Genomic DNA, 24,728 nt, shown 5'->3' with positions numbered 1-24,728 from the left:
CAGCAACCCTCGCCTGCCGCAGGAGTACGCCATGAGCGATGCCACCGAGCGCCCCGACGTCGACGACGACGCGTGGGCCACGGCCTGCGAGGAGGACCTCCGGGCCGAGCAGGCCCGCCGCCGGGCCGAGTCCGGCCGCCCGCCGGAGTCCGCCGCCGAGGAGCTCCGCAAGCTGCTGGGCGCCGTCGCCGACAAGGTGAGCGCCTTCCAGACGTCGCTGCCGGGCATGGCGGCGCAGAGCGCCGTGCAGCAGTTCGTCACCCAGGCCAAGGCCGCGGTCGAGCCGGTCATCGAGCGGAACCCGCAGGTCTTCGACCATCTCGCGGCCGCCGGCGGGGAACTGCTGGCCGCCTACCGCTCCGCGGTGCAGGCCCAGGAGAGCAGCTGGACCCGGCAGAGCCGCCCCGCCGAGAAGCGCGACGACCCGCGTGACGACGGCCCCGGCCCGAGCGAGCACATCGACCTCGACTGACCTTCGGAGCCCCGCCCTCGGGTACCGTTGCCCCTAGCGGGGCTCGACCGAATACTGAGGGACACATGGGACTCACCATCGGCGTCGACATCGGCGGCACGAAGATCGCGGCGGGCGTGGTCGACGAAGAGGGCACCATTCTCGAGACGCACACCGTGCCCACCCCGTCGACCCCCGAGGGGATCGTCGACGCGATCTGCTCGGCCGTCGCCGGTGCCGGCGGGGGGCACGAGATCGAGGCCGTCGGCATCGGCGCGGCGGGCTACGTCGACGACAAGCGCGCCACCGTCCTCTTCGCGCCCAACATCGACTGGCGCCACGAGCCGCTCAAGGACAAGGTCGAGCAGCGCGTCGGCCTCCCCGTCGTGGTCGAGAACGACGCGAACGCGGCGGCCTGGGGCGAGTACCGGTTCGGTGCCGGGCAGGGACACGACGACGTCATCTGCATCACCATCGGCACCGGCCTCGGCGGCGGCATCATCATCGGCAACAAGCTGCGCCGCGGACGCTTCGGCGTGGCGGCCGAGTTCGGCCACATCCGGGTGGTGCCCGACGGGCTGCTGTGCGGCTGCGGCAGCCAGGGCTGCTGGGAGCAGTACGCCTCCGGCCGGGCCCTGGTGCGGTACGCCAAGCAGCGGGCCAACGCCACCCCGGAGAACGCCGGCGTCCTGCTCGGGCTGGGCGACGGCACCGTCGACGGCATCCAGGGCAAGCACATCAGCGAGGCCGCCCGGCAGGGCTGCCCGGTCGCCGTCGACTCGTTCCGCGAGCTGGCCCGCTGGGCCGGTGCGGGGCTCGCCGACCTGGCGTCGCTGTTCGACCCGTCGGCGTTCATCGTCGGCGGCGGTGTCTCCGACGAGGGCGACCTCGTCCTCGACCCGATCCGCAAGTCGTTCCGCCGCTGGCTGATCGGCGGCCACTGGCGGCCCCACGCCCAGGTGCTCGCCGCCCAACTCGGCGGCAAGGCCGGTCTCGTGGGCGCGGCCGACCTGGCCCGCCAGGGCTGAGCCCGAGCGCCGTGTGCCCGCCGCGTCCTCACCGGATCGCGGCGGGCACCGTCGTATCGTGATCGGCATGGCGATGAGCGTGAACGACCTGCCCGCGCTGCCCGACTCCCGTACGGAGCCCGACGGTTCGGCCGTCGTCCGGGTGCTGGGCTACAACATCCGGTCGCTGCGCGACGACGAGGACGCCCTCGTCCGGGTCGTCCGCGCCTGCGAACCCGACCTGGTCCTCGTGCAGGAGGCCCCGCGGTTCTTCCGGTGGCGCAAGCACGCCGCGCGCCTCGCCGCCGCCACCGACCTCGTGATGCTCTCCGGCGGCGCGACCGCCGCGGGCCCGCTGCTGCTCTGCTCGCTGCGGGCGACCGTGGAGCACACCGAGGACATCCTGCTGCCGCTCACCCCGGGGCAGCACCGCCGCGGACTCGCCACGGCGGTGGTCCGCTTCGGCGGGGCGCGGCTCGGCGTGGTGAGCTGCCACCTGAGCCTGACCTCCGCCGAGCGCTTCGACCAGGCACGCATGCTCCTCGACCACCTCGCCGCCCTCGACGTGCCGCACGCGGTCGTCGCCGGCGACATCAACGAACGCCCCGAGGGCCGCAGCTTCCGGATGCTCGCCGGGGAGCTCCAGGACTGCTGGGCGGCGAAGCCGTGGGGCGACGAGCACACGTCGACACCGGCCGACCCCCACCAGCGGATCGACGCCGTGTTCGCCACCCCGGGGGTCGAGGTGCTCGGCTGCGGCGTCCCGCGCGGCCTGCCGGGCGTCAGCCCCGAGGACCTGCGCGCCGCCTCGGACCACCTGCCCGTCCTCGCGGCCCTGCGCGTCCCGGCGGCCTGAGAGCCCCGCGGTCCGGGGCGGCCCCGCACACACGGAGAGCGGGCCGGGGACCACGCCCCCGGCCCGCCCCGTCGTCCGCGGCGCCCCGCTACACGACCGCGCCGCGCCCGGGGTCGTCGATGTCGTCGTCGTCATCGGGGGACATCCGGGCGACCAGGGTGGCGAAGCCGCCCAGGAAGCCGCCGACGCAGAGCGTGGTCAGCCACCAGGTCATGTCCCACCGCAGCAGCACGGCCAGCAGCATCAGCACCGGACCGCCGATCACCGCCAGCCAGGCGAACTTCGCGGTGACGTCCGCCTCCGGCAGCGGCGGGGGCTCGGGCGGGACGAAGTGGCCCTCGTCGCTCTCGTCGAGGTCCTCGTCCTTCGCCTCGGCGATCCGGTAGTCGCGGGGGCCGGCGACGCCCGGCGCGAAGGTGATCGAACTGCCGAGGGCGGGCTTCTCCTCCGGCTCCTCGTCCTTCGCGGTCTCCCGGGGCGCCTCGGGCAGGTCGTTCGTCTCGGTCTCCAGCAGGGCGAGGTCCTCCACCGACTTGAACGGCTTCGCCCCGGGCGGGTCGGCCGGCTCCTCGCCGTACCCGGCGACGATGGCGGCCCAGGCGGCCTCCTCGTCGATCGGCTGCGGCTCACGGTCCGCGTCGTGCTGTTCAGCCACCGGTCGTACTCCCTCCCCATGCCTCCGCCGAGCGGGACCCGGCGGTCCCGGCCTCCGGAGCGAGCCGGCCGATGAACGCGAGACTCTCCTCGAAGATCCGCTCCGCATCGTTGTCCAACGTCGCGACGTGGTAGCTGTGTTCCAGGACGACCTCGGTGACGTCCGTGGACGACACCCGGCCGAGGATCCGGGCGGAGTCCGCGGGCGGGACCACATGGTCCTCGGGGCTGTGCAGCAGCAGCATCGGCTGGGTCACCTGGGGGAGCTCGCCGTCCACCAGGCGGAAGAACTGCCGCACCGAGTGCGCCGCGTGCAGCGGCACCCGGTCGTACCCGACCTCCTCGACGCCCTGCTTGGCGATGTCGCTGGTCAGCCCCTTGGTCGAGGGCACCAGATGGCGGACGACGGGCAGCAGCGACGCCATCGCGCCGTGCACCTTGTTCGCCGGGTTGACGACGACGACGCCGCGCACGGCGTCCCCGTGCCGGGCCGCCAGCCGCAGGGCCAGCGCGCCGCCCATGGAGAGGCCGAAGACGAAGACGACACGGCAGCGGCCGCGCAGGGCGGCGAGCTCGCGGTCCACCTCCGCGTACCAGTCCTGCCAGCCGGTCACCTGCATGTCCTGCCAGCGGGTGCCGTGACCCGGCAGCAGCGGCAGCGACACCGACAGGCCGTGCTCCGCCAGGTACTCGGCCCAGGGGCGCAGCGACTGCGGGGAACCGGTGAATCCGTGACAGAGGAGGACGCCGACCTCGCCGCCGTCATGGCGGTACGGCTCGGCTCCGGGAAGGACCGGCACCGGGGTCTCCTGTTCGTGAGGTGTGCGGAGTGCACGGAGGACGCGATGGGCCGGCGACGGCCCGAAGGGTGTACTTCACGGTACGCGACCGGGCCGACACCGACCAGGGCCGTCACGGCCCGGGCCGTGACCGGAACGGCGGAGGGGCGCTCCGCACGGGATAAAGTCTGTTCGAGAACACACGGGAGGATTTCGAGTTGATCTACGGTGCCATGAAGTTCTCCATCGGGGGATCGCTGAAGCTCGCCTTCAGGCCCTGGGTGGAGGGCCTGGAGAACATTCCGGCCGAGGGCCCCGCGATCCTCGCGAGCAACCACCTCTCGTTCTCGGACTCCTTCTTCCTGCCCGCGGTGCTCGACCGCAAGGTCACCTTCATCGCGAAGGCGGAGTACTTCACCTCGCCCGGCGTCAAGGGCAGGCTGACCGCGGCCTTCTTCAAGGGCGTCGGCCAGCTCCCCGTCGACCGTTCGGGCGCCCGGGGCGCCGGCGAGGCGGCGATCAGGGCGGGCATCGAGGTCATCGAGTCGGGCGGTCTCTTCGGCATCTACCCCGAGGGCACCCGCTCGCCCGACGGGCGGCTCTACCGGGGCAAGCCCGGCGGTCTCGCCCGCGTCGCGCTCGCCACCGGGGCGCCGGTGATCCCGGTCGCCATGATCGACACCGAGAAGATCCAGCCCCCGGGCAAGGTCGTCCCGAAGCTGATGCGTCCGGGCATCCGGATCGGCGCCCCCCTCGACTTCAGCCGCTACCACGGCATGGAGGGCGACCGCTTCATCCTGCGCTCGGTGACCGACGAGGTCATGTACGAGATCATGAAGCTCTCCGGCCAGGAGTACGTCGACATCTACGCCACGGCCGCCAAGCGGGCGATCGCCGAGGCGGAGAAGGCGGAGAAGGCCGCCCGCGCCGAGGCCGAGAAGGCGGAGAAGGCCGAGAAGGCGCGGAAGCCGCAGCGGCCCGCCGCGTAGCCGCCACGCCGCGAGAACCCCGGGGGAGGGGCCGATGACCGGGCGCGAACGCGTCGTGAGGATGTCCGTGGAGCTGCCGCTGTGGCGCGCGCTCATCGGGTACCGGCTGCTGACAATGGTCTACGCGGTGCTGCTGTTCGTCTTCACCCGGGAGAAGTTCGAACGCCCCCAGATCGCGGTCGCCTTCCTCGCCGTGATGGTCCTGTGGACCCTCGCCACACTGCCCCGGGTCAAGAACGCGGCCCGCTGCACCCGTGCCTTCCTGATCGCCGACCTCACCGTGGCGCTCACCGGCATCCTGCTGACCCCCCTGGCGGACGAGCAGGCGCAGACCGTGGACGGCCCCACTCTCCCGTCGATCTGGACGGCCGGAGCGGTCCTCGCCTTCGCCCTCAAGGGCGGCTGGCGGTGGGCGGGCTTCGCCTCCTCGCTGGTCGCCGTCGCCAACATCGTCGAACGCGGCGAGCCGAGCCGGGACACCCTGCACAACGTGCTGCTGGTCTGGGTCGCCTCCATCGCCATCGGCTACGTCGTCGAGGTCGCCCGGGCCTCCGAGCGCACCCTCGCGCGGGCGCTGGAGATCGAGGCGGCCACCAGGGAGCGCGAACGGCTCGCCCGGGACATCCACGACGGCGTGCTCCAGGTGCTGGCCATGGTGCAGCGGCGCGGCACGGCACTCGGCGGCGAGGCCGCCGAGCTGGGCCGGATGGCGGGGGAGCAGGAGGTCGCCCTGCGCAGCCTGGTGGCGGGCGGCCTCGTGCCCCCGTCCCGGGTGAGCGACGACGAGTCGCTGGGGGCCGTCGTGCGCGCCGTGGAGGCCGCCGACGACGACCCCGGCGGCCCGGTGGACCTGCGCACCCTGCTGACACCGCACGCCGGCGCCCGCGTCACGCTCTCCGAGCCGGGCGCGCCGGTGCTGCTGGAGCGCCCGGTCGCCCGCGAGCTGGCGGCCGCCGCGGCGGCGGCGCTGGACAATGTGCGCAGGCACGCCGGGGACGGCGCCCAGGCCTGGATCCTGGTCGAGGACTGGCCCGACGAGGTGATCGTGACCGTCCGCGACGACGGTCCGGGCATCGCGGCGGGCCGGCTCGCGCAGGCGGAGGGCGAGGGACGGCTGGGCGTGGCCCAGTCCATCCGCGGCCGGCTGCGCGACCTGGGCGGCACGGCCGAGCTGATCTCGGTACCCGGCCAGGGCACGGAGGTCGAGTTGAAGGTTCCACGGGGGAAGGCGGAGAGATGAGCGAGACGCAGACGGTCCGGGTGATGGTGGTCGACGACCACCCGATGTGGCGGGACGCGGTGGCCCGCGACCTGACGGCGGCCGGCATGGACGTGGTGGCCACGGCGGGCGACGGGGCCCAGGCGGTCCGCAGGGCGAAGGCGGTCGTCCCCGACGTGCTGGTCCTCGACCTCAACCTGCCGGAGCTGCCGGGCGTGCAGGTCTGCAAGGAGCTGGTCGCCGCCCTGCCGGGGCTGCGGGTCCTGGTGCTGTCGGCCAGCGGGGAGCACGCGGACGTGCTGGAGGCGGTGAAGTCCGGCGCGACCGGCTACCTGCTGAAGTCGGCCAGCACCGAGGAACTGACCGACGCGGTCCGGCGCACCGCGGTGGGCGACGCGGTCTTCACCCCGGGGCTCGCCGGCCTGGTGCTCGGGGAGTACCGCCGGCTGGCCTCCGAACCCGGTCCGGCGCCCGGGGCCGACCGGCCGAAGGCGCCGCAGCTCACCGAGCGGGAGACCGAGGTGCTGCGCCTGGTCGCCAAGGGGCTGTCGTACAAGCAGATCGCCGAGCGGCTGGTCATCTCCCACCGCACCGTGCAGAACCACGTGCAGAACACCCTCGGCAAGCTCCAGCTCCACAACCGCGTCGAGCTGGTGCGGTACGCCATCGAGGCGGGCCTCGACGACGTCTGACGGCACGGCACGGCACGGCACCGCGGGGGAGCGGGCGGGAGCACCCGGCCGCGGGCCGCGACGGCCGGGGCGGACCGGACCCGGAGGCGATCCGGTCCGGCGCGAGGGCGGCCAGGTGCGACGCAGACCGGGTGCGCGCCCGCCTGCCTCGCGCCGCATGCCTTCGCGCCCGGCATGTCTCGCGCACCGGGCCGTGTTCCCCGGCCGAGTCCACCGTGCCGTGTCCACCGCGCCGCGTTCACGGGCCGGCCGGTGGGCACGCCGGGTACGTACGGCAACCTCCCCGCGCCGCGGGACCGGATGTTCGCGATACTCGCGATGTCCGGTCCGCCCGTTTTCGCACCGCCCGTATCCGGGGAGAAGCCGTGGAAGTCCTTGCCTTCGGAGTCCAGGCCGACGAGAAGCCGCTGATCGAGGCGGCCTTCGAGGGGCACCACGAGGTGCGCTGCGTCGGGGTCTTCCTCGACGCGGACACCGCGGCCATGGCGGCGGGGTACGAAGCCATCTCCACCAGTGTGAACGCCCGCCTGGACGCCGGAGTGCTCCAGACCCTGGCCGTCGGCGGGACGGCGATGATCGCCCAGCGCTCCACCGGCTTCAACAACATCGACCTCGACGTCGCCGAGCGCCTCGGACTGACCGTGGCCCGGGTGTCGTTCTACTCCCCGTACTCGGTCGCCGAGTTCGCCTGGACCCTGGCCATGGCGGTCAACCGGCGGATCGTCCGCGCGTCCAACCGGACCCGGGACTTCGACTTCCGGCTCGACGGGCTGATGGGGCGCGACCTGCGCGGGCGCACCGTCGGCGTCGTCGGCACCGGCAAGATCGGCGAGGCGTTCACCCGGATCGCCCACGGCTTCGGCATGCGGCTGCTCGGCTGGGACGTCGCCCCGAACCCCGCCTGCGCCGAGCTGGGCATGACGTACGTGCCCAAGGAGGACCTGTTCGCCGAGTCCGACGTGATCAGCCTCCATGTGCCCCTGCTGCCGGCCACCCGCCATCTGATCGGCGCCGACGCGCTGCGGCTGATGAAGGACGACGCCATCCTGGTCAACTCCAGCCGGGGCGGTCTCATCGACAGCGAGGCCCTCGTCGGCGAGCTGCGCAAGGGCCGCTTCACCGGCGTCGGGCTGGACGTCTACGAGGCGGAGGCCGGGCTGTTCTTCCTCGACAAGTCGCTGGAGGCCGTCGACGACGACACCCTCGCCCGGCTGGTCACCTTCCCCAACGTGGTGGTCACCTCCCACCAGGCGTACTACACGACGGACGCGGTCGCCCAGATCGTGGAGACCACGGTCGCCAACATCGACGACTGGGCGGCCGGCCGGCGCAGCGAGAACGTCCTGGTCCCCGCCGCGCCGGCGCCCTGAGCCCGTCACCCCACGAGCACTCCGGCCAGCAGCGTCGCCGTCAGCGCGGCGCCGTTCATGGTCAGCACGGACTCGGGGTGGAACTGCACGCCCGCGAAGCCCTCGCCGCGCAGCGCGTGCACGTCGCCGCTGACCGGGTCGCGGCTCAGCTCGATCCGGTGCATCGCCAGTTCGGCGGCGGTCGTCTCGTCGCACCGCGCGGTGAAGCTGTTGTAGAACCCGACCGTCTCCGGGCGCCCGAAGAAGTCGATCCGTTCCTGCGCGCCCTGGAACGGGGCGTCCTTGCGGACGATGTCCAGCCCGAGCTCCGCCGCGAGCAGTTCGTGCCCCAGGCACACGCCGAGCAGCGAGGGACGTGCCGCCGTGCCGTCGGCGGGCCGGGCGGTACCGGGCCGGTGGCCCGTGAGCAGGTCGCGGGTGAGTCCCCGGAGGAAGGCCATCCGCGGGTCCGTGAGGTCGGAGGGGTCCCCCGGGCCGGGACCCAGGACGACCGGGCCGCGGTGGGCGAGGGCGGCGTCCCGCAGCCCCGGCGCGTCGAAGCGCGCCACGGTCACCTCCAGGCCGGTCGACCGGAGCAGATGCGCCAGCATCGCCGTGAACGTGTCCTCGGCGTCCACCACCAGGCAGTGCCCGTCGAGATCGGCCGACCGCTCCTGCATCCGCAGCCAGAAGGGCGCCAGCCGGGACCGGCGGGCGTCCAGCGCAGCCCGCACCCGCGGATCGTCCGCGAGACGGGCCGGTGCCCCGGCGCTGTCGGCCCGCCCGGGGCGTACGCCCAGCGCGGTGAGCACCGCGGCCGCCTTGGCGTGGGTCTCGGCCACCTCGCCCATCGGGTCGGAGTGCCGGACCAGGGTCGCCCCCACGGGGACCCGCAGGGCGCCGTCCGCGCCGATGTCGGCGGTGCGGATCAGGATCGGCGAGTCCAGCGTCTGCGCGCCCGACGCGTCCCGCCCCACCAGCGCCAGCGCGCCCGCGTAGTAGCCGCGGCCCACACCGTCCGGCCCGAGCGGCTCGTACCGCGCGATGACCCGGCAGGCGTTCTCCAGGGGTGATCCGGTCACGGTGGCCGCGAACATCGTCTCCTTCAGCACCTCGCGCACGTCCAGCGAGGAGCGGCCGCGCAACTCGTACTCGGTGTGCGCGAGATGGGCCATCTCCTTGAGCCGCGGCCCCACGACGACCCCGCCCATGTCGCCGACCGTGCACATCATCTTCAGTTCCTCGTCGACCACCATGGAGAGCTCCTCGCGCTCCTTGCGGTCGTCCAGGAAGGCCAGCAGCGACTCGGCGTCGGGCCCCTCGGGCGGGTAGCGGAACGTGCCGCTGATGGGGTTCATCACGACCGTCCCGCCGGACATCCGGACATGGACCTCGGGGCTCGCCCCGACCAGGGTGCGGTCCCCGGTGTGCACGACGAACGTCCAGTACGCGCCCCGCTCACCGGCCAGCAGCCGCCGGAACAGGGCCAGCGCGTCCGCCCGTCCGAAGCCGGGGATGCTTCCGGTGAAGGTCCGCCGGACGACGAAGTTGGCGCCCTCGCCGCTGCCGATCTCGTCCTCGATCACCCGCCGGACGATGCCGGCGTACTCCTCGTCGCCGATGTCGAACGCGCCGTCCTCGACGCGCACCTCGTGTCCCGGGAGCGCCTCCAGGGCCTCGGCCAGGGGGATCTCGCAGGTCTCGCCGGCGACCAGCACGGAGAGCGGCGTGCCGTCGTCGGTCACCGTGAAGCCGCGTTCGGCGATCTGGCGGAACGGCACCAGCGCCAGGGCGGGCGCGTCGCCGACCGGGATGTCGGCCAGCCGGGCGGCTTCGTGGACGTCGCCGATCAGGACCTCGACGGTGCCGTGGTCACGGCCCGGTGTCCTGCGGTGCAGCAGGGCGAAGGGAGGGCAGTCGTCGTCGAGCAGTCTGCCGATGATCATGCGGGGTGTTCCTTCCGGGTGGGAGGAACGGCCCGGGTCCCCGGGAAAACGGAGAAGGCCGCCCCTCGGGCGGCCTTCGTGATCCGGTGCTGCGCGTGATCAGGAGGCGGGCCGCCGAAGAGCGGGCCACCACCAGTTCCGGATCACGTGCGCGAGCATGACGCCGACCCTAGCGCATCCGCCCGCGTCCGCGGGGCGCGTCCCGGGGAGGGACGGCCCCGCTGACGCGGGCGGAGCGTGCCGGTGCCGGTGTCCGGCGGTCAGATCAGCGTGTTGTAGATCTGCCAGCCGCCGCCGACCGAGGAACGGGCGGCGAAGGGGGCGGCCGGGTTGCCGGTGCCCTTGTAGAACCACAGGGCCCCGGACGGCTCACGGCCCACCATGTCGGGGAAGCCGTCCTTGTTCAGGTCGCCGGTGGCCACCAGCGCGTTGAACATGTTCCAGCCGCCGCCGACCCTGACGCGCTTGGCGTACGGCGCGGCCGCGTTGCCGGTGCCCTTGTAGAACCACAGGTAGCCGGCGGAGTCGCGGCCGACGGCGTCGGTCCTGCCGTCCTTGTCGAGGTCGCCGAGGGCGAGGAGCATGTTGTAGGTCTGCCAGCCGTCGCCGATCTTCACCCGGCGGGCGAACGGGGCGGCCGGGTTGCCGGTGCCCTTGTAGTACCAGAGCGCGCCCGACGGCTCGCGGCCCAGCATGTCGGCGAGACCGTCGCCGTCGAGGTCCGGCGACCCGACGATCATGTTGAACATGTTCCAGCCGGGGCCGACCGCGACCCGCGCCTTGAACGGCTGGTTCCTGTTGCCGCTGCCCTGGTAGTACCAGAGGTGGCCGGACGCGTCCCGCGCCACCATGTCGCCGGTGCCGTCGGCACGCAGCGGACCGAAGTCGGTGATCGCGGTGAAGCCCTGCCAGCCGCCGCCGATCCGGTAGCGGGAGTAGAACGGCGTCGTGGCGCTGCCGGTGCCCTGGTACTGGTAGAGCGAACCGGAGGCGTCCCGGGCGAGCGCGTTGAAGCGGGTGGTGCCGTTGTCCGGGGCGGCGGGCGCGGCCTCGGTGAGCTCGGTGGACTTCACCCAGGCGAGCCGGTGGTTGTACCGGATCGGGACGTAGGTGTCCGTCTTCCCGACGACCCGCACCTGCGCGGAGCCGAAGAAGTCGTCGCCGACGACCGGGTCGCCGGCCTTCGCGTACGCCTGGCCGGCCGCGGCCGTGTACTTGGACAGGTGCGCCGGGTTGTCCGTCGGCGCACTCTGGCCGGTGCCGGTGTAGGCCGAGGCCTCGGGGAAGGTGCGGCCGTAGATCTTCGCCCCGGCCACGGGCTTGACCAGGGTGCCCGTGGCGACCGGGGCGGTGTACTGGCCGCCCGGGTTGCGGAACCAGGCCTTCTTGCCGCCGTACCAGATCGCCGTCCAGTCGTTCCTGGCCTCGGCGACGACGTAGGTGCCGCCCGCGACGACCTTGTTGCCCCAGTTCGGTCCCTCGGACCAGAGATAGGACGGGAAGTACGGGTCGGTGAGGGTCGCCGACGAGGTGGACGGCGAGGAGTACAGGTAGAGGAAGTTCGACGGCCGCGCGGCGACCGGCTTGGTCGCCCCGCCGTACGTCAGCGTGGGCTGGTTCGCCGTGGTGAACGGCGGAACCACGCGGACCAGCTGGCCCGCCTTGAGGGGGCCGCCCGCGCCGCCCGCGCCGGTGGGGGCGCCGAGCAGGGACATGTAGTGGTTCCAGTCCCAGTAGGGGCCGGCGTCCCAGTGCATCCCGGCGACCTTGTCGTCGAGCTGCCCCGGGACCTCGTCGTGGCCGACGATGTGCTCGCGGTCCAGCGGCACTCCGTACTTCGCCGCCAGGAACTTCACCAGCGCGGCGGAGGACTCGTACTGCGGCTCGGTGTACCAGCTGCCCGCCTTGATGGCGTAGCCCTCGTGCTCGATGCCGATGTCGTGCATGTTCGCGGTCCAGTTGCCCGCGTGCCAGGCGATGTTCCTGTTCTCGACCATCTGCGTGACCAGACCGTCGGAGGCGCGGATCAGGTAGTGCGCGCTGCCCCGGGCCGTGGGGCTCTGGAAGGTGTTGATCGTGCTGGCGTAGCTGCTCTCGGTGTCGTGCACCACGATCCGGCGGACGTCGAAGCCGCCGGCCTCGGCGGAACGATTCGCCAGCGTGTAGTTCCGCTGACCCGTGCCCGGGACCTCGGCCGGGACGTAGTTGCAGTTCAGCCCGGCGGGGCACTCCGGGGTCGGCAGTGCCGTGGTGGCGGCGGCGGTCGCCAGCGGCACCTTCGACGGCCTGACCGGGTTCACGGAGGGGTCGGCCGGCAGCGTGAGCTGCTCGCCGTCGGCGGTGACGCGCTTCTCGCCCGTGCGGATCGAGTCGAAGACGCGCTTCGCGAAGAGGTCGGCGCCCTTCTTGTCGGGCGACTGGCTGTAGCGGGCGACCGCCGCGTACCACTGGTCGGCGTCGTCGGGCAGGTCGCCGGTGGCCTGCTTCTGGTACTCGGCGAGGAGCGCGGCGCCGGCCCTGATGCTCTCGCCCGCGTCCTCCTTGACGGACTCGGCGGAGCCGTCGATCAGCTCCGCGGCCTCGTCCAGGGTGTGCAGCCGCGGGTCGTCGGTGTCGACGGCCTCGTCGGGCAGCGCCTTCAGGGCCGCCGCGGCGTCGAAGGTCTTCTCGATCTCCGGGTTGCCGCTCGCGTTCAGGTGCGCCAGACGCTCCTTGGCGTCGTGCTGCTCGACGTCCCCGGGCTCGACGCTGGTGAGGCCCATGACGTTGTACGCGCCCGTGACGCTCGGCTCGCCGGCGTGCGACTCCCAGCGGGTCTGGCGGTAGGAGACGGCCATCAGCACGCTCTGCGGCACCCCGAACTCGCGGGCCGCGTCGGCGAACTCCGACTGGAGCGTCTCGGCGCGCGCCGGGCCCGCCTCGCTCCCGAGGCCGACGAGGCCGGGCGAGGCCACCGCGACGGTGCCGATGGTCGCGGTGGCGACGACAGCGGCCGCCGCACCGTAAAAGAGTCGTTTCTTCTTGCGATCTCGCCGGTGACCCTGACTCACGCCCACCCCTGGTCTGTGTTGTGTTGTGATCGGTTTCGACAGCGCGCCGCAGGGTAACACCACCCGTTCGAGTGAACGGGGGTGAGGGACATACCGGGCGGCCGTCTCAGTGACTGGGCACTGGGCCGGACAGTTCCCGAGACCCCGTACTGTTGACGGCGTGACCGTGAACGCTAAGACCACCGCCGCCGGTGGCAACACCTGGCGCGACCTGCCCGCGGCGCAGCAGCCCGAGTACCCCGATGCCGAGGCTCTGCGCGATGTGATCGCGGACCTCGAGTCGTATCCGCCGCTCGTCTTCGCGGGCGAGTGCGACCAGCTGCGCGCCCGGATGGGAGCCGTCGCCAAGGGCGAGGCGTTCCTCCTCCAGGGCGGCGACTGCGCCGAGGCCTTCGACGCGGTGTCCGCCGACCACATCCGCAACAAGCTGAAGACCCTGCTCCAGATGGGCGCCGTGCTCACGTACGCCGCCTCGGTGCCGGTGGTCAAGGTCGGCAGGATCGCCGGCCAGTACTCCAAGCCGCGCTCCAAGCCGACCGAGACCCGCGACGGGGTCACGCTGCCCACGTACCGCGGCGACTCGGTCAACGGCTTCGACTTCACCGAGGAAGCGCGCATCCCGGACCCCGAGCGCCTGAAGCGGATGTACAACGCCTCCGCGTCGACGCTCAACCTGGTGCGCGCCTTCACCACCGGCGGCTACGCCGACCTGCGCCAGGTGCACGCCTGGAACCAGGACTTCGTGAAGTCCTCGCCCTCCGGCCAGCGCTACGAGCAGCTCGCCCGCGAGATCGACAACGCGCTGAACTTCATGAAGGCCTGCGGCACCGACCCGGCGGAGTTCCGCACGGTCGAGTTCTTCGCCTCCCACGAGGCGCTGCTGCTGGACTACGAGTCGGCGCTCACCCGCGTCGACTCCCGTACGGGCCACCTGTACGACGTCTCGGGCCACATGGTCTGGATCGGCGAGCGCACCCGCCAGCTGGACGGGGCGCACATCGAGTTCGCCTCCCGGATCCGCAACCCGATCGGCATCAAGCTCGGCCCGACGACCACGGTCGACGAGGCCCTGACCTACGTGGACAGGCTGGACCCCGAGCGCGAGCCCGGCCGTCTGACCTTCATCGTCCGCATGGGCGCCGACAAGGTCCGCGACAAGCTCCCCGAGCTGGTCGAGAAGGTCACCGCCTCCGGCGCGACCGTCGCCTGGGTCACCGACCCGATGCACGGCAACACCTTCGAGGCGGCCTCCGGCCACAAGACCCGGCGCTTCGACGACGTGCTCGACGAGGTCAAGGGCTTCTTCGAGGTCCACAAGGCGCTCGGCACCCACCCGGGCGGCATCCACGTCGAGCTCACCGGCGACGACGTCACCGAGTGCGTGGGCGGCGGCGACGAGATCTTCGTCGACGACCTGCACCAGCGCTACGAGACGGCCTGCGACCCCCGGCTCAACCGGAGCCAGTCGCTGGACCTCGCCTTCCTCGTCGCGGAGATGTACCGCGACCAGTAGCGACGGCACGACGACGGTGGGGCGCGGATCGCTGTGATCCGCGCCCCACCGTCGTATCCGGGGCTTTTGCCGGCCTCGCGAGCCGGGTAAGGTTAGGTTAGCCTCACCGATCCAGGGAGGGGCGACCCCTTCGATCCGGCGCCGCCCCGGGAGGTGACCCGCGTGTACGTCTGCTCGTGCTTCGGCATCACGGAGAAGCAGGTCAAGGAACACGCGGCGGCCGGGGCCTGCACCCCCCGCCAGATCGCGTCGGTCTCCAAGGCGGGCACCGACTGCGGATCGTGCGTCCGGCGCATCCAGGGGCTGCTCGGCCGGGGCGCCTGCCCCCGCCGCGAGCTGCTGGACCAGGGCGAGGCCGCGAGTGTGCTGGCCGCCGATCCCCTCGCGCCCCCGGTGCCGGCCGCCGCCGTGCTCGACGAAGCGGCCTGAGGCCGGGCCGCCGGGGCCCGGCGGACGCCTCAGCTCTCCGGCTGCTCGATCAGCTGGGCGATGTACAGCGGCTCCCCGAGCTTCTCGACGAGCTCCAGCTGGGTGTCGAGATAGTCGATGTGGTGCTCCTCGTCCTCCAGGATCGACTCGAAGATGTTCGCCGAGGTGATGTCCCCCTTGGCGCGCATGACCTCGATCCCCCGCTTGAGGCGGTCGATCGCCTCCACCTCCACCTGCCGGTCGGCCTGGAACATCTCCGTGACGGTCTGGCCGACTCGGACGTGGAACAGGCGCTGGTAGTTGGGCAGGCCGTCGAGGAAGAGGATGCGGTCGGTGAGGACCTCGGCGTGCTTCATCTCGTCGAAGGACTCGGCACGCGTGTACTTGGCGAGCTTGGTCCAGCCGAAGTTCTCCTGCATCTTCGCGTGCAGGAAGTACTGGTTGATCGCGGTCAATTCGGCGGTCAGCTGCTCGTTGAGGAACTCGATGACCTCGGGGTCGCCCTGCATCGCAGAGGCTCCTTCCACATGTATGACTGGGCCGGTCCCGCATCCTTGCACCGAGGCCGGTGACCGTCCAGTAAGTGCCTCCTTAGTAGGAGTTGCCCGAATGGGCCCGTACCTGGTCATGACCACCCCTCGCGGTCTGTCACCATGGATGACATGGGTCAGCCGGAGAGCCGGGAATACCGAGCACCACAGGGGTCCGAGCTTCCGCCGGGGCAGCGACTGCAGCGCGGCTGGCCGGTCACCCACTACGGCCCCGTACCCAAGTTCAAGCCGGACCGCTGGGAGTTCAGGGTCTTCGGCGCCACCGCCGACGGCGACAAGCACTGCTGGAACCACGAGGAGTTCACCGCCCTCCCGTTCGCCACGGTCGTGGCCGACCTGCACTGCGTCACGAAGTTCAGCATGCTGGGGGCCGAATGGGGTGGTGTGGCGGCCGGGACGGTGGCCGCCCTCGCCCCGCCCGCTCCGGCCGTCTCGCACGTCATGGTCTGGGCCGAGTACGGCTTCAGCGCGAACCTGCCGCTGGCGGACTTCGTCTCCGACCGCACGATCTTCGCCACCCACAAGGACGGCGAACTGCTCACCGCCGAGCACGGGTTCCCGCTGCGCCTCGTCGTCCCGCAGCTGTACGCGTGGAAAGGGCCCAAGTGGGTCCGCGGCATCGAGTACATGACCGCCGACCGGCGCGGCTTCTGGGAGGAGCGCGGCTACCACAACGTCGGCGACCCCTGGAAGGAGCAGCGCTACTCCTACCAGGAGGAGCCGGGGGACGGCCCGGAGCTCTGAGGGCCGCCGGGCCTCAGTGGTGGCGGTGCGCCACCGCGTGGCCCTTGCCGCGGCCGATCAGCCACTTGTTCACCGGAGTGGTGACGAGGAAGGCGACGAGGAAGGCGAAGGCGAGCGCTCCCCAGAAGAGCCCGTCGGTCAGATGGGCGTCCATGGCGCCCGGGATCAGGAGCAGTACGCCGTTGTCGACGACCTCCATGACGGTGATGGAGAGGGTGTCCGCGGCCAGCGCGACGCCGACGGCGGCCTTCAGGCCGAGGCCGGCGCGGGTGACCGCCCAGAGCGTCAGCGAGTAGCCGAAGAAGAAGGCCAGCACGATCGCGAGGACCATCGTCGGGGCGTTGCCCCAGCCGAGGGCCGTGCCGATGACCATGCCGAGGACCTCGCCGACGGCGCAGCCGGTGAGGCAGTGGAGGGTGGCCCTGACCGCGGTCGCCCAGCCGGTGGCGGCGTGACCGGGCCGGTGGCCGTGGTCCGGGTGACCGGTGTGCGCGCCCCGGGCTCCGTGGGCCTCGTGGGACTCGTGCCGGGTCCGGCCGCCGTTCTCGTCGTGGCCGGTGTGACGGCCGGTGCGGTGGTGCGACCGGTCCGGTTCGTGCTCTCCGTGCTGCTGCATGGCTCTGCCCCCACGTCGGATAGCGGCTCCTGCCGATACACAGGAACCGTATACCCCCCTGGGGTATTCCTCAACGGGACGCGCGGATCAGCGCAGGGCCTTCAGCCGTGCCACGTCCGCGGCGTGCCCCTCCTTCCCGCCCGGGGTCTCGATGATCAGGGGCACGCCCTCGGTGGCCGGATGCGCCATCAGCGCGGCGAACGGCGGCTCTCCGATCGTTCCCGCCCCCACGTTCGCGTGCCGGTCCTTGTGCGCGCCCGCCACGTCCCGGGAGTCATTGGCGTGGACCAGCTTCAGCCGTCCGGCCCCGACCGTCGCCACCAGCTCGTCCAGGGTGCGCGCCATGCCGCCCGGTGCCGCGAGATCGTGGCCCGCCGCGTGGATGTGGCAGGTGTCCAGGCAGACGCCGAGCTTCGGATGCGCGTCCAGCGCGGCGAAGTAGGGGCCGAAGTCCTCGGCCAGGGCGCAGAGCGACGACCCCTGGCCGGCCGTCGACTCCAGCAGCAGGAAGGGGTCGTCGTCATGGGTCAGCTCGTCCAGCAGCGGCAGCATCCGCTCCCGCACCTGCGCCAGCGCCACCTCCCGTGACCGGCCCCCGGTCGCCGACCCGGTGTGCACCACCACCCCGCGGGCGCCGATCTGCCGGGCCCGGCGCAGGGAGTGCCGCATCGAGTGCACGGACTGCTCGGCCGTCGCCTCGGTGTGCGAGCCGAAGTTGATCAGATACGGCGCGTGCACCCAGGCCGACAGGCCCTCCGCCTCGCACTGGGTCCGGAACTTCTCGTCCTCGGCGGGACTGCCCAGCGGCAGCGCCCACCCCCGGGGGTTGGCGACGAACACCTGGACCGCCTCCGCCGCGAGCTCCCGCGCGTAGGCGAGGCCGGTCGTGGCGAGACCGCCGGCCACGGGGACGTGGCCGCCGACGGGGTTGCGCATGGGTACCTAGATTCCCTTGATCCTGATGACGATCTCACTGCCCTCGGGCGCCCGGCCGCCGCCCTCGACGGACTGGCTCTCCACCGTGTCGCCCAGGAACGGGAACTTCTTCTCGGCCTTCACCGTGAAGCCCGCGGCCTCCAGGGCGGCGGTCGCGTCGTCCACCGTGTCGCCCGTGACGTCCGGGACGGGGACCATCCGAGGCCCCTTGGAGAGGGTCAGGGTGATCGTGTCGCCGCCCGCGAGCCGGGTGCCCTCGGCGGCGGACTGCCGGGCGACCGTACCGGCCTCGCCCGGGGCGTGGACGCGCGCGTCGGCGATCTCCACCTTCAGGCCGGCCGCCTCCAGCTCCTCGGTGGCCGCCTCGGCGGTGTCGCCCGTGACGTCCGGGACGTCGACCGGCGCGCCCCGGCTGACGACGAGGGCCACCGCGGTGTCCGGACTGCGGCTGCTGCCGGCCTCCGGGTCCGTACGGATCACCGAGCCCTGCTGCACCGTCTCGTCGAACTCGCGCGTCACCGCGCCGGGCGCGAGCCCCGCCTTCTTCAGCGCGCGCTGCGCCTCGGCCAGCGGGCGGCCCGACACGTCGGGCACCGTCACGATCCTGGGGCCGCGCGAGACGATCAGCGTCACCGAGTCGTTGCCGCGGATGCGCTCGCCGCCCCCCGGATCGCTGTTGATCACCGAACCGCGCGGCACCGACTCGCTGAAGTCGTGCCGCACCGTCCGCACGTCCAGCCCGGCCGCGTCCAGCCTGCCGCGGGCGTCGCCCTCCGTCTTGCCGATCAGGGCCGGGACCCGGGTGAACTGTCCCGAGTTGATGTACCAGACACCGGTGCCGATGCCCAGCACCGCGACGACGGCGATCACCAGCGCCAGCACGCCCCGCCGCTGCGCGAGCGCGCCGAGGCCGGGCAGCGCGCGGCGCGGCGGATCCTGCCGCCGCGCGTCGGGAGGCGGCACGGTCAGCCGCGCCGTGTGCCGCACGCCCGGCTCCTCGCGCGCCACGGTGCGCGGCAGCACGTCCGTGCGCTCGTCCTCCTGGGTTCCGGAGGCCACCGGGCGGGGGCCCGCGGCCGGCCCGGGGCCGGCCGGGGCCACCGCGTCGAGCTGCGCGTCCCCGAGCGCCGCCCGTGCCTCGCGGACCTGCGCCAGCAGCGCGACCGCGTCGTGCGGGCGGACCTCCGGGTTGCGGGCGGTGGCGCTCGCCACCAGCTCGTCCAGCTCGACCGCCAGCCCCGGGTGCGCCGCCGAGGGTGCGGGCACGTCCTCGTTGAGATGCAGGTAGAGCACCTGCGCCGGGGTGTCCCCGCCGTGCGGCTTCCCGCCGGTCAGCATCTCGTACAGCACCACACCGCACGCGTAGACGTCGGCACGGGTGTCGGCGGTGCCGTACTCGATCTGCTCCGGGGCGAGGTACGAGACCGTGCCGAGGACCGTTCCGGAGGTGTTCGTCACCGTGTCCACCGCGCGGACCAGGCCGAAGTCGGCGACCTTCACCCGGCCGTCGTCACCGATCAGCACGTTCTCCGGCTTCATGTCCCGGTGCACGAACCCGGCCCGGTGGGCCGCGCCGAGCGCCGCGAGCACCGGCTCCAGGATGTCCAGGGCGGCCCGCGGGGCCAGCGCCCCGCGCTCGCGCAGCACGTCCCGCAGGGTGCAGCCCTCGACGTACTCCATGGCCAGGTAGACGTACGCGCCCTCGGCGCCCTGGTCGAAGACGCCCACCACGTTGGGGTGCGCCAGCCGGGCGACGGACTTGGCCTCACGGATGAACCGCTCGACGAACGTCGCGTCGGCGGCCAGCCCGGGATGCATCACCTTCAGCGCGAGCACGCGGTCGAGGCGGGTGTCGACGGCCCGGTAGACCGTGGCCATCCCGCCGACGGCGATGCGCCCCTCGACGCGGTAGCGGCCGTCGAGCAGCTGCCCGACGAGGGGGTCCTTGAGGGTCGTGTCCACGCAGGAGAGTCTACGAGCCGGTACGGGAGCCGGGGACGGGCCGGTGAGGGCTGCGACGGAGCTGTGACAGGGGACACCGTGCCCCGCGCCCCCCGGCCGCCGTCCTCAGAAAGCGGGGCGCTCCGGGTCCAGCGCGGCGCGCCCCTCGTGCGGGGAGGACGCCTCGGCGAAGTGGCGCACCGAGATCCGGCCCGCCCGCCGTGCCAGCCGGCCCGCCTCGACCGCGTGCCGCATCGCCTCGGCCATCAGCACCGGCTCCTGCGCCCGGGTCACCGCCGACGCCAGCATCACCGCGTCGCACCCCAGCTCCATCGCCGTCGCCGCGTCCGAGGCGGTCCCCGCCCCCGCGTCGAGGATCACCGGCACCCCGGCCTGCTCGACGATCAGCCGGAAGTTGTGCGGATTGCGGATGCCGAGACCGGAGCCGATCGGCGAACCGAGCGGCATGACCGCCGCACAGCCCACGTCCTCCAGCTTCCGGGCGAGCACCGGGTCGTCGTTGGTGTACGGCAGGACCGTGAAGCCGTCGTCCACCAGCGTCTCCGCGGCGTCCAGCAGCTCGACGCCGTCCGGCAGCAGGGTGCGCTCGTCGGCCACCACCTCCAGCTTGATCCAGTCGGTGCCGAGGGCCTCCCGGGCGAGCCGGGCCGTGAGCACCGCCTCGCCCGCGGTGAAGCAGCCCGCGGTGTTCGGCAGCACCCGGATGCCGAGGCGGTCCAGCACGGACAGCACCGACCCCTGCACCGTCGGGTCGAGCCGCCGCATCGCCACGGTCGTCAGCTCCGTGCCGCTCGCGACCAGCGAGCGCTCCAGCACATCGAGGCTGGGCGCACCGCCGGTGCCCATGATCAGACGCGACGAGAAGGCGGTGCCGCCGAGGGTGAACAGATCGTCCGCCACGGCTCAGCCCCCCTGCACCGCGGTCAGCACCTCGACGCGGTCGCCCTCGCCGAGCCGGGTCGCGGCCCACTCGCCGCGCGGCACCACGCTCTCGTTGACGGCCGCCGCCACCCCGGAGGGCGCGGCGCTCAGCGCGGCCACGACCGCGTCCAGGGTGGTACCGGCGGCGAGCTGCCTGGCTTCACCGTTGACCGAGATGTTCATACGGGCTGTTCCTGTCGTCCGGAGGGAATGCGCGGCGGGCCTGCGGCGAACCGGCCGGGGGCGAACGGCCGCGCCTCGTCGGGCACGTCGCCGTCGGCCAGCGCGGCGGCCATCACGTCGCCCGTCACCGGGGTGAGCAGGACGCCGTTGCGGTAGTGGCCGGTCGCGGTCAGCAGACCGGGAAGCGCGGTGAAACCGAGCAGCGGCGCGTTGTCGGGGGACCCGGGGCGCAGACCGGCCCGGGTCTCGGTGAGCGGCAGCTCGGTGATGCCGGGCACCAGTTCGTGGGCGTCGCGGAGGAGTTCGTACACCCCGCCCGCGGTGACCGCGGTGTCCCAGCCGAGCTCCTCGCTGGTCGCGCCGATCACCAGCTCGCCCGACTCCCGGGGCACCAGGTACACCTGGCTGCCCCGCACCACGGCCCGCACGGTGCGCGAGAGGAACGGCGCGAAGGCGGGCGGCACGGTCAGCCGCAGCACCTGGCCCTTCACGGGGCGCACCGGCGGCACGGCCTCGGCGGGCACACCGTCGAGCCGGCCGCTCATGCTGCCGCCCGCGAGGACCACCTGCCCCGCCGCCACCCGGGTGCCGTCCGACAGGACCGCGCCCGTCGCCCGGCCGCGCTCCACCACGAGCCGCTCCGCCCGCTCGCGCACCAGGACGACGCCCGCCCGCTCGCAGGCGGTCACCAGCGCCGAGGCGAGCAGCCGGGGATCCACCTGGTGGTCCCCGTCGACCCGCAGTCCGCCGCGGACACCCGGCGCCAGCATCGGTTCCAGCCGCCGGCACTCGCGGCCGCTCAGCCAGGTCGACTCCAGGCCCGACCGGGTCTGGAGCGCGTGCAGTTCGCGCAGGTGCGCCCGGTCGTCCGCGTCGAGGGCGACCGCGAGGGTGCCGCAGGCCCGGTAGCCGACGCCCCGGCCGCTCGCCTCCTCCAGCTCCGCGGCGAAGTCCGGGTAGCGGCGCGCCGATTCGAGGTTGAGGGCGAGCAGCGTCTGCTCGCCGTAGTGGAGTTCGGTGACCGCGGCCAGCATGCCGGCCGCCACCCGGGCGGCGCCGCCGCCCGGTTCCGGGTCGGCCACCCGGACGGAGAGTCCGCGCTGAGCCGCGCGCCAGGCCGTCACGAGGCCGATGATGCCGCCCCCCACGACCAGGACGTCCGGCTGGTTCGCTGTACGGGACATGGGCGTCCAACCCCTCCCTTCGCCGGCATGACCCGGATCAGGTTCGTACGGTCGGAGGCCGCCCCAGCCTCCCTCTCAGCCCGGTGCGTCCGGGCTCCCGCGAGTGTCTTACGGTGGCCACCCTAAACCCCCGGCACACGGCTCGGTAAGGGAGCCGTCCTCCGCCGCGGGGCACGTCCGGCACAGGAGGTCACCCGTGGTGAGGTCGCTCGACGGGCTGGTGATGGCACCGGTCGCGGACCAGGACGCCGGCCAGGTCGGCACCCGCACCCGCTTCACGTACCACGAGCGGGAGGGCCGGATCTGGGCCGAGTACGCAGGCGGCGACATCGTCCACGGACACCTGGTCGGCACCCGCGAGGGCGACCGGCTCGACTTCCGCTACGTGCAGTTGAGGACGGACGGCACCACGGCCACCGGGCACTGCGTCTCCGCCGTCATGGCGCTGCCCGACGGCCGGGTCCGGCTGGAGGAGACCTGGGAGTGGGAGTCCCGGCCGGGCCGCGGCACCAGCGTCGTCGAGCAGACGGCCGTGTGACGGGCGGGACTTCTCCCGTGGTCCGGGCCTCCTGGCGGTGCGTCGGAACTCCTGACGGCGCGGCGGACCTCGCCGGGGGTCGGGCGGACCTCGCCGTCGGGCCGTCCGGGCCGTCCGGGCCGCACGGCGGTCCGCCGTCCCGCGCACCGGGTCGGGCGCGGGGCCGTTCTGGCCGGTGCGGACGCGCAGCCCATAGGGTGGCCCGGTGATCGAGCGAAGCGGGCGGAACGCGGCGGGCGACGTCCGGACGGTGGTCGTCGTCGGCGCCGGCATGGCCGGGGTGCAGACGGCGGTCGCCCTGCGGGAGGCCGGCTTCGGCGGAGCCGTCACCCTCATCGGCGCCGAACCCCACCAGCCGTACGACCGGCCGCCCCTGTCCAAGGCGGTCCTGCTCGGCACCGCCGAGGGTTCCGCCTTCGACGTCGACTTCGACGACCTCGGCGTCGGGCTGCGCCTCGGCTGCGAGGTCACCGGCGTGCGCCCGGCCGACCACGAGGTGGACACCGAGGCGGGGCCCGTGCCGTACGACGCACTGGTCCTCGCCACCGGCGCGGAACCCGTCGCCCTGCCCGGCGCCGGCGGCGTGCCCGGCGTCCACCTGCTGCGCACCCTCGACGACGCGGCCCGGCTGAGGCCCGTGCTCGCACGCGGGCAGGACATCGTGGTGGTCGGCGCGGGCTGGATCGGCGCGGAGTTCGCGACCGCCGCCCGGGAGGCCGGCTGCGCCGTCACCGTCGTCGAGGCCGCCGGGCGGCCGCTGGCCGGCGCCCTGCCCGCCGACGTCGTCGCGCCCATGACCCGCTGGTACTCCGACGCCGGGGTGACCCTGCTGACCGGGGAACGCGTGGTCGCCGTCACGGAGGACGCGGTCGAGCTCGCCTCGGGACGCACCCTCCCCGCCGGGGCCGTCGTCGTCGGCATCGGCGCACGTCCCGCGACCGCGGCGCTCACGGGCAGCGGCATCGCCGTGGGGCCGGACGGCGCGGTCGTCGCCGACGACCGGCTGCGGACCTCCGCGCCCGGCGTCTGGGCGGTCGGCGACTGCGCCTCCTACCCGTCGGCCCGCTACGGCCGGCGGCTGCTGGTGCACCACTGGGACAACGCCCTCCAGGGCCCCCGGACGGTGGCGGCTGACATCACGGGCGGCGGGGAGGGGACCGCCGCGTACGACCCGGTGCCCTATTTCTGGTCCGAGCAATTCGGCCGCTTCGTGCAGTACGCGGGCCACCACCCGGCCGCCGACACGATGCTGTGGCGCGGCGACCCGGCCGCCCGGGACGACTGGTCGGTCCTGTGGCTGCGCGACGGAGCCCTGGCCGCGCTGCTCACCGTCGGCCGGCCGCGGGACCTGGCCCAGGGCCGCAGGCTGCTGGCCTCGGGCGCGCCGCTCGACCCGGTGCGGGCCGCGGACCCGTCGGTGCCGCTGAAGGCCGCCGTCCTGTGACCGCCGGGACGGCCGGTACGTGCCCGGCCGCCCCCGCCCGGCCGGCGCCTGCGGGAGAGCGGCCCGCGCCCGTGCCGCTCTCCGCCGCCCGGCGGGCCGGCGGCGCCCGGCCGGGGATGTCCGGGCGGGCTGTCCAGCGGATCGGTCCGTCCGGCGGATCGGCGCTGTCCGGTGGATCGGGTCGGTCCGGCGGGCCGGGCGACGCCCGCTCGGAGGCCGCCGGGTACCGAGTGTCGGCGCAGGATGGCAGGCTTGCTCCCGTGACCGAGATTGACGCAAAGACCGACGCCCTCGTCCCCGCCTGGCTCCACCTGCCGGACATCGCGGAAATGCTCGATGTCGAGGTGACGCGCGTGCGGCAGCTGGTCAAGGAGGGCCAGCTGATCGCCGTCCGTCGTGGTGAGAACAGGACGCTCCAGGTGCCCGCCGCCTTCATCGACGGCACCAAGGTGGTCAAGGGTCTCGCCGGGACCCTGACCCTGCTGCGGGACGACGGCTTCTCCGACGAAGAGATGCTGGAGTGGCTCTTCACCCCCGACCCGACCCTGCCGGGCACGCCCGCGCAGGCACTCGGCGAGAATCGCGGCACGGAGGTGAAGCGCCGGGCCCAGGCGCTCGCCGTCTGACACTCCGCCGCACGTCCCGTGCACCGGAACGCGGGTGCGGACGGGCCGGTCTCCCCGGCCCGTCCGCACCCGCGGGCCGTCCGCCGCAC

The 24,728-nt window shown here is 73.4% G+C and carries 24 protein-coding genes and 1 riboswitch; of the genes, 13 read left to right on the top strand and 11 right to left on the bottom strand.

Annotation, left to right across the window (positions count from 1 at the left end):
• Positions 1 to 31: 31 nt before the first annotated feature.
• From IAG43_RS08030 to IAG43_RS08020, 3 genes are all read left to right on the top strand, one after another.
• Entirely contained in the window at positions 32 to 472 is a 441-nt protein-coding gene (locus IAG43_RS08030; protein ID WP_187740067.1) for a DUF5304 domain-containing protein, read from the top strand.
• Positions 473 to 537: 65 nt separating this feature from the next.
• On the top strand, positions 538 to 1,479 hold the full coding sequence (locus tag IAG43_RS08025) for an ROK family glucokinase (RefSeq protein WP_147990250.1): 942 nt from the start codon (positions 538 to 540) through the stop codon (positions 1,477 to 1,479).
• A 73-nt stretch (positions 1,480 to 1,552) separates the two neighbouring features.
• The gene (locus tag IAG43_RS08020; RefSeq protein ID WP_187744344.1) at positions 1,553 to 2,314 is read left to right on the top strand and encodes an endonuclease/exonuclease/phosphatase family protein; all 762 of its coding nucleotides are present in this window, start codon (positions 1,553 to 1,555) and stop codon (positions 2,312 to 2,314) included.
• Positions 2,315 to 2,402: 88 nt separating this feature from the next.
• On the opposite strand, the gene IAG43_RS08015 is transcribed toward IAG43_RS08020, so the two are convergent.
• Together IAG43_RS08015 and IAG43_RS08010 are read right to left on the bottom strand one after the other, a co-directional pair.
• Complete coding sequence (locus IAG43_RS08015) at positions 2,403 to 2,969, bottom strand: hypothetical protein (RefSeq protein ID WP_187740066.1); 567 nt, start codon at positions 2,967 to 2,969, stop codon at positions 2,403 to 2,405.
• Complete coding sequence (locus IAG43_RS08010; RefSeq protein ID WP_187740065.1) at positions 2,962 to 3,768, bottom strand: alpha/beta hydrolase; 807 nt, start codon at positions 3,766 to 3,768, stop codon at positions 2,962 to 2,964. Before IAG43_RS08010 ends, IAG43_RS08015 begins: the two co-directional genes overlap by 8 nt.
• A gap of 212 nt (positions 3,769 to 3,980) precedes the next feature.
• On the opposite strand from IAG43_RS08010, the gene IAG43_RS08005 reads away from it, so the two are divergent.
• The 4 genes from IAG43_RS08005 to IAG43_RS07990 all read left to right on the top strand — a co-directional run bounded on the left by IAG43_RS08005 (position 3,981) and on the right by IAG43_RS07990 (position 8,017).
• Positions 3,981 to 4,736, top strand: coding sequence for a lysophospholipid acyltransferase family protein (locus IAG43_RS08005; protein WP_187744343.1), 756 nt, complete (start codon positions 3,981 to 3,983; stop codon positions 4,734 to 4,736).
• A 34-nt stretch (positions 4,737 to 4,770) separates the two neighbouring features.
• Positions 4,771 to 5,976, top strand: coding sequence for a MacS family sensor histidine kinase (gene macS, locus IAG43_RS08000; protein WP_187740064.1), 1,206 nt, complete (start codon positions 4,771 to 4,773; stop codon positions 5,974 to 5,976).
• A complete protein-coding gene (locus tag IAG43_RS07995; RefSeq protein WP_187740063.1) occupies positions 5,973 to 6,647 on the top strand; it encodes a response regulator in 675 nt (224 codons plus the stop codon). The genes macS and IAG43_RS07995 overlap by 4 nt, the downstream gene beginning before the upstream one ends.
• 365 nt (positions 6,648 to 7,012) lie before the next feature.
• On the top strand, positions 7,013 to 8,017 hold the full coding sequence (locus IAG43_RS07990) for a 2-hydroxyacid dehydrogenase (protein WP_187740062.1): 1,005 nt from the start codon (positions 7,013 to 7,015) through the stop codon (positions 8,015 to 8,017).
• 5 nt (positions 8,018 to 8,022) lie between these two features.
• Here IAG43_RS07990 and IAG43_RS07985 read toward each other — a convergent pair whose 3' ends face one another.
• Both IAG43_RS07985 and IAG43_RS07980 read right to left on the bottom strand, forming a co-directional pair.
• Positions 8,023 to 9,942 (bottom strand): anthranilate synthase family protein, encoded by a 1,920-nt coding sequence (locus IAG43_RS07985; protein ID WP_187740061.1) that lies wholly within the window; start codon positions 9,940 to 9,942, stop codon positions 8,023 to 8,025.
• A gap of 260 nt (positions 9,943 to 10,202) precedes the next feature.
• A complete protein-coding gene (locus IAG43_RS07980) occupies positions 10,203 to 12,992 on the bottom strand; it encodes an N-acetylmuramoyl-L-alanine amidase (protein ID WP_187740060.1) in 2,790 nt (929 codons plus the stop codon).
• 160 nt (positions 12,993 to 13,152) lie between these two features.
• On the opposite strand from IAG43_RS07980, the gene IAG43_RS07975 reads away from it, so the two are divergent.
• Together IAG43_RS07975 and IAG43_RS07970 are read left to right on the top strand one after the other, a co-directional pair.
• The gene (locus IAG43_RS07975; protein ID WP_187740059.1) at positions 13,153 to 14,505 is read left to right on the top strand and encodes a class II 3-deoxy-7-phosphoheptulonate synthase; all 1,353 of its coding nucleotides are present in this window, start codon (positions 13,153 to 13,155) and stop codon (positions 14,503 to 14,505) included.
• 162 nt (positions 14,506 to 14,667) lie between these two features.
• Complete coding sequence (locus IAG43_RS07970) at positions 14,668 to 14,934, top strand: (2Fe-2S)-binding protein (RefSeq protein WP_425508580.1); 267 nt, start codon at positions 14,668 to 14,670, stop codon at positions 14,932 to 14,934.
• A 29-nt stretch (positions 14,935 to 14,963) separates the two neighbouring features.
• Here IAG43_RS07970 and bfr read toward each other — a convergent pair whose 3' ends face one another.
• Complete coding sequence (gene bfr / locus IAG43_RS07965; protein WP_018486665.1) at positions 14,964 to 15,443, bottom strand: bacterioferritin; 480 nt, start codon at positions 15,441 to 15,443, stop codon at positions 14,964 to 14,966.
• 153 nt (positions 15,444 to 15,596) lie between these two features.
• Here bfr and IAG43_RS07960 point away from each other — a divergent pair, with 153 nt between their 5' ends.
• On the top strand, positions 15,597 to 16,229 hold the full coding sequence (locus IAG43_RS07960; RefSeq protein ID WP_187740057.1) for a sulfite oxidase-like oxidoreductase: 633 nt from the start codon (positions 15,597 to 15,599) through the stop codon (positions 16,227 to 16,229).
• Between the two features lie 13 nt (positions 16,230 to 16,242).
• On the opposite strand, the gene IAG43_RS07955 is transcribed toward IAG43_RS07960, so the two are convergent.
• The 6 genes from IAG43_RS07955 to thiO form a co-directional block, all read right to left on the bottom strand.
• Positions 16,243 to 16,845: a DUF4396 domain-containing protein gene (locus tag IAG43_RS07955; RefSeq protein ID WP_187740056.1), complete on the bottom strand. Its 603-nt coding sequence runs from the start codon at positions 16,843 to 16,845 to the stop codon at positions 16,243 to 16,245.
• A gap of 87 nt (positions 16,846 to 16,932) precedes the next feature.
• Positions 16,933 to 17,781: a deoxyribonuclease IV gene (locus IAG43_RS07950; protein WP_187740055.1), complete on the bottom strand. Its 849-nt coding sequence runs from the start codon at positions 17,779 to 17,781 to the stop codon at positions 16,933 to 16,935.
• A gap of 6 nt (positions 17,782 to 17,787) precedes the next feature.
• Complete coding sequence (gene pknB / locus IAG43_RS07945) at positions 17,788 to 19,743, bottom strand: Stk1 family PASTA domain-containing Ser/Thr kinase (protein ID WP_187740054.1); 1,956 nt, start codon at positions 19,741 to 19,743, stop codon at positions 17,788 to 17,790.
• A gap of 105 nt (positions 19,744 to 19,848) precedes the next feature.
• Positions 19,849 to 20,643, bottom strand: a complete 795-nt coding sequence (locus IAG43_RS07940) for a thiazole synthase (protein ID WP_187740053.1) — start codon at positions 20,641 to 20,643, stop codon at positions 19,849 to 19,851.
• A gap of 3 nt (positions 20,644 to 20,646) precedes the next feature.
• Positions 20,647 to 20,847, bottom strand: coding sequence for a sulfur carrier protein ThiS (gene thiS, locus IAG43_RS07935; protein WP_187740052.1), 201 nt, complete (start codon positions 20,845 to 20,847; stop codon positions 20,647 to 20,649).
• On the bottom strand, positions 20,844 to 22,031 hold the full coding sequence (gene thiO, locus IAG43_RS07930; protein WP_187740051.1) for a glycine oxidase ThiO: 1,188 nt from the start codon (positions 22,029 to 22,031) through the stop codon (positions 20,844 to 20,846). Before thiO ends, thiS begins: the two co-directional genes overlap by 4 nt.
• Positions 22,028 to 22,142: riboswitch (TPP riboswitch) on the bottom strand. It overlaps the preceding gene by 4 nt.
• 85 nt (positions 22,143 to 22,227) lie before the next feature.
• Here thiO and IAG43_RS07925 point away from each other — a divergent pair.
• The 3 genes from IAG43_RS07925 to IAG43_RS07915 all read left to right on the top strand — a co-directional run bounded on the left by IAG43_RS07925 (position 22,228) and on the right by IAG43_RS07915 (position 24,639).
• Complete coding sequence (locus IAG43_RS07925; protein ID WP_187740050.1) at positions 22,228 to 22,569, top strand: avidin-fold protein; 342 nt, start codon at positions 22,228 to 22,230, stop codon at positions 22,567 to 22,569.
• 205 nt (positions 22,570 to 22,774) lie between these two features.
• On the top strand, positions 22,775 to 24,013 hold the full coding sequence (locus IAG43_RS07920; protein ID WP_246574155.1) for an NAD(P)/FAD-dependent oxidoreductase: 1,239 nt from the start codon (positions 22,775 to 22,777) through the stop codon (positions 24,011 to 24,013).
• Positions 24,014 to 24,273: 260 nt separating this feature from the next.
• Positions 24,274 to 24,639, top strand: coding sequence for an Rv2175c family DNA-binding protein (locus IAG43_RS07915; protein ID WP_187740049.1), 366 nt, complete (start codon positions 24,274 to 24,276; stop codon positions 24,637 to 24,639).
• Positions 24,640 to 24,728 lie beyond the last annotated feature (89 nt).

It is taken from the genome of Streptomyces genisteinicus (assembly GCF_014489615.1).
Taxonomy (GTDB): Bacteria; Actinomycetota; Actinomycetes; order Streptomycetales; family Streptomycetaceae; genus Streptomyces; species Streptomyces genisteinicus.
This window is presented reverse-complemented; position numbering and strand designations above follow the sequence as displayed.

Excerpts from the sequence above, each read along its gene's own strand:
- IAG43_RS07985 (WP_187740061.1), bottom strand. The coding sequence starts at position 9,942 with ATGATCATCGGCAGACTGCTCGACGACGACTGCCCTCCCTTCGCCCTG.
- IAG43_RS08025 (WP_147990250.1), top strand. The coding sequence starts at position 538 with ATGGGACTCACCATCGGCGTCGACATCGGCGGCACGAAGATCGCGGCG.
- IAG43_RS08030 (WP_187740067.1), top strand. The coding sequence starts at position 32 with ATGAGCGATGCCACCGAGCGCCCCGACGTCGACGACGACGCGTGGGCC.
- IAG43_RS07960 (WP_187740057.1), top strand. The coding sequence starts at position 15,597 with ATGGGTCAGCCGGAGAGCCGGGAATACCGAGCACCACAGGGGTCCGAG.
- thiO (WP_187740051.1), bottom strand. The coding sequence starts at position 22,031 with ATGTCCCGTACAGCGAACCAGCCGGACGTCCTGGTCGTGGGGGGCGGC.
- IAG43_RS07995 (WP_187740063.1), top strand. The coding sequence starts at position 5,973 with ATGAGCGAGACGCAGACGGTCCGGGTGATGGTGGTCGACGACCACCCG.
- IAG43_RS07955 (WP_187740056.1), bottom strand. The coding sequence starts at position 16,845 with ATGCAGCAGCACGGAGAGCACGAACCGGACCGGTCGCACCACCGCACC.
- thiS (WP_187740052.1), bottom strand. The coding sequence starts at position 20,847 with ATGAACATCTCGGTCAACGGTGAAGCCAGGCAGCTCGCCGCCGGTACC.
- macS (WP_187740064.1), top strand. The coding sequence starts at position 4,771 with ATGACCGGGCGCGAACGCGTCGTGAGGATGTCCGTGGAGCTGCCGCTG.
- IAG43_RS08020 (WP_187744344.1), top strand. The coding sequence starts at position 1,553 with ATGAGCGTGAACGACCTGCCCGCGCTGCCCGACTCCCGTACGGAGCCC.
- IAG43_RS08005 (WP_187744343.1), top strand. The coding sequence starts at position 3,981 with ATGAAGTTCTCCATCGGGGGATCGCTGAAGCTCGCCTTCAGGCCCTGG.
- IAG43_RS07950 (WP_187740055.1), bottom strand. The coding sequence starts at position 17,781 with ATGCGCAACCCCGTCGGCGGCCACGTCCCCGTGGCCGGCGGTCTCGCC.
- bfr (WP_018486665.1), bottom strand. The coding sequence starts at position 15,443 with ATGCAGGGCGACCCCGAGGTCATCGAGTTCCTCAACGAGCAGCTGACC.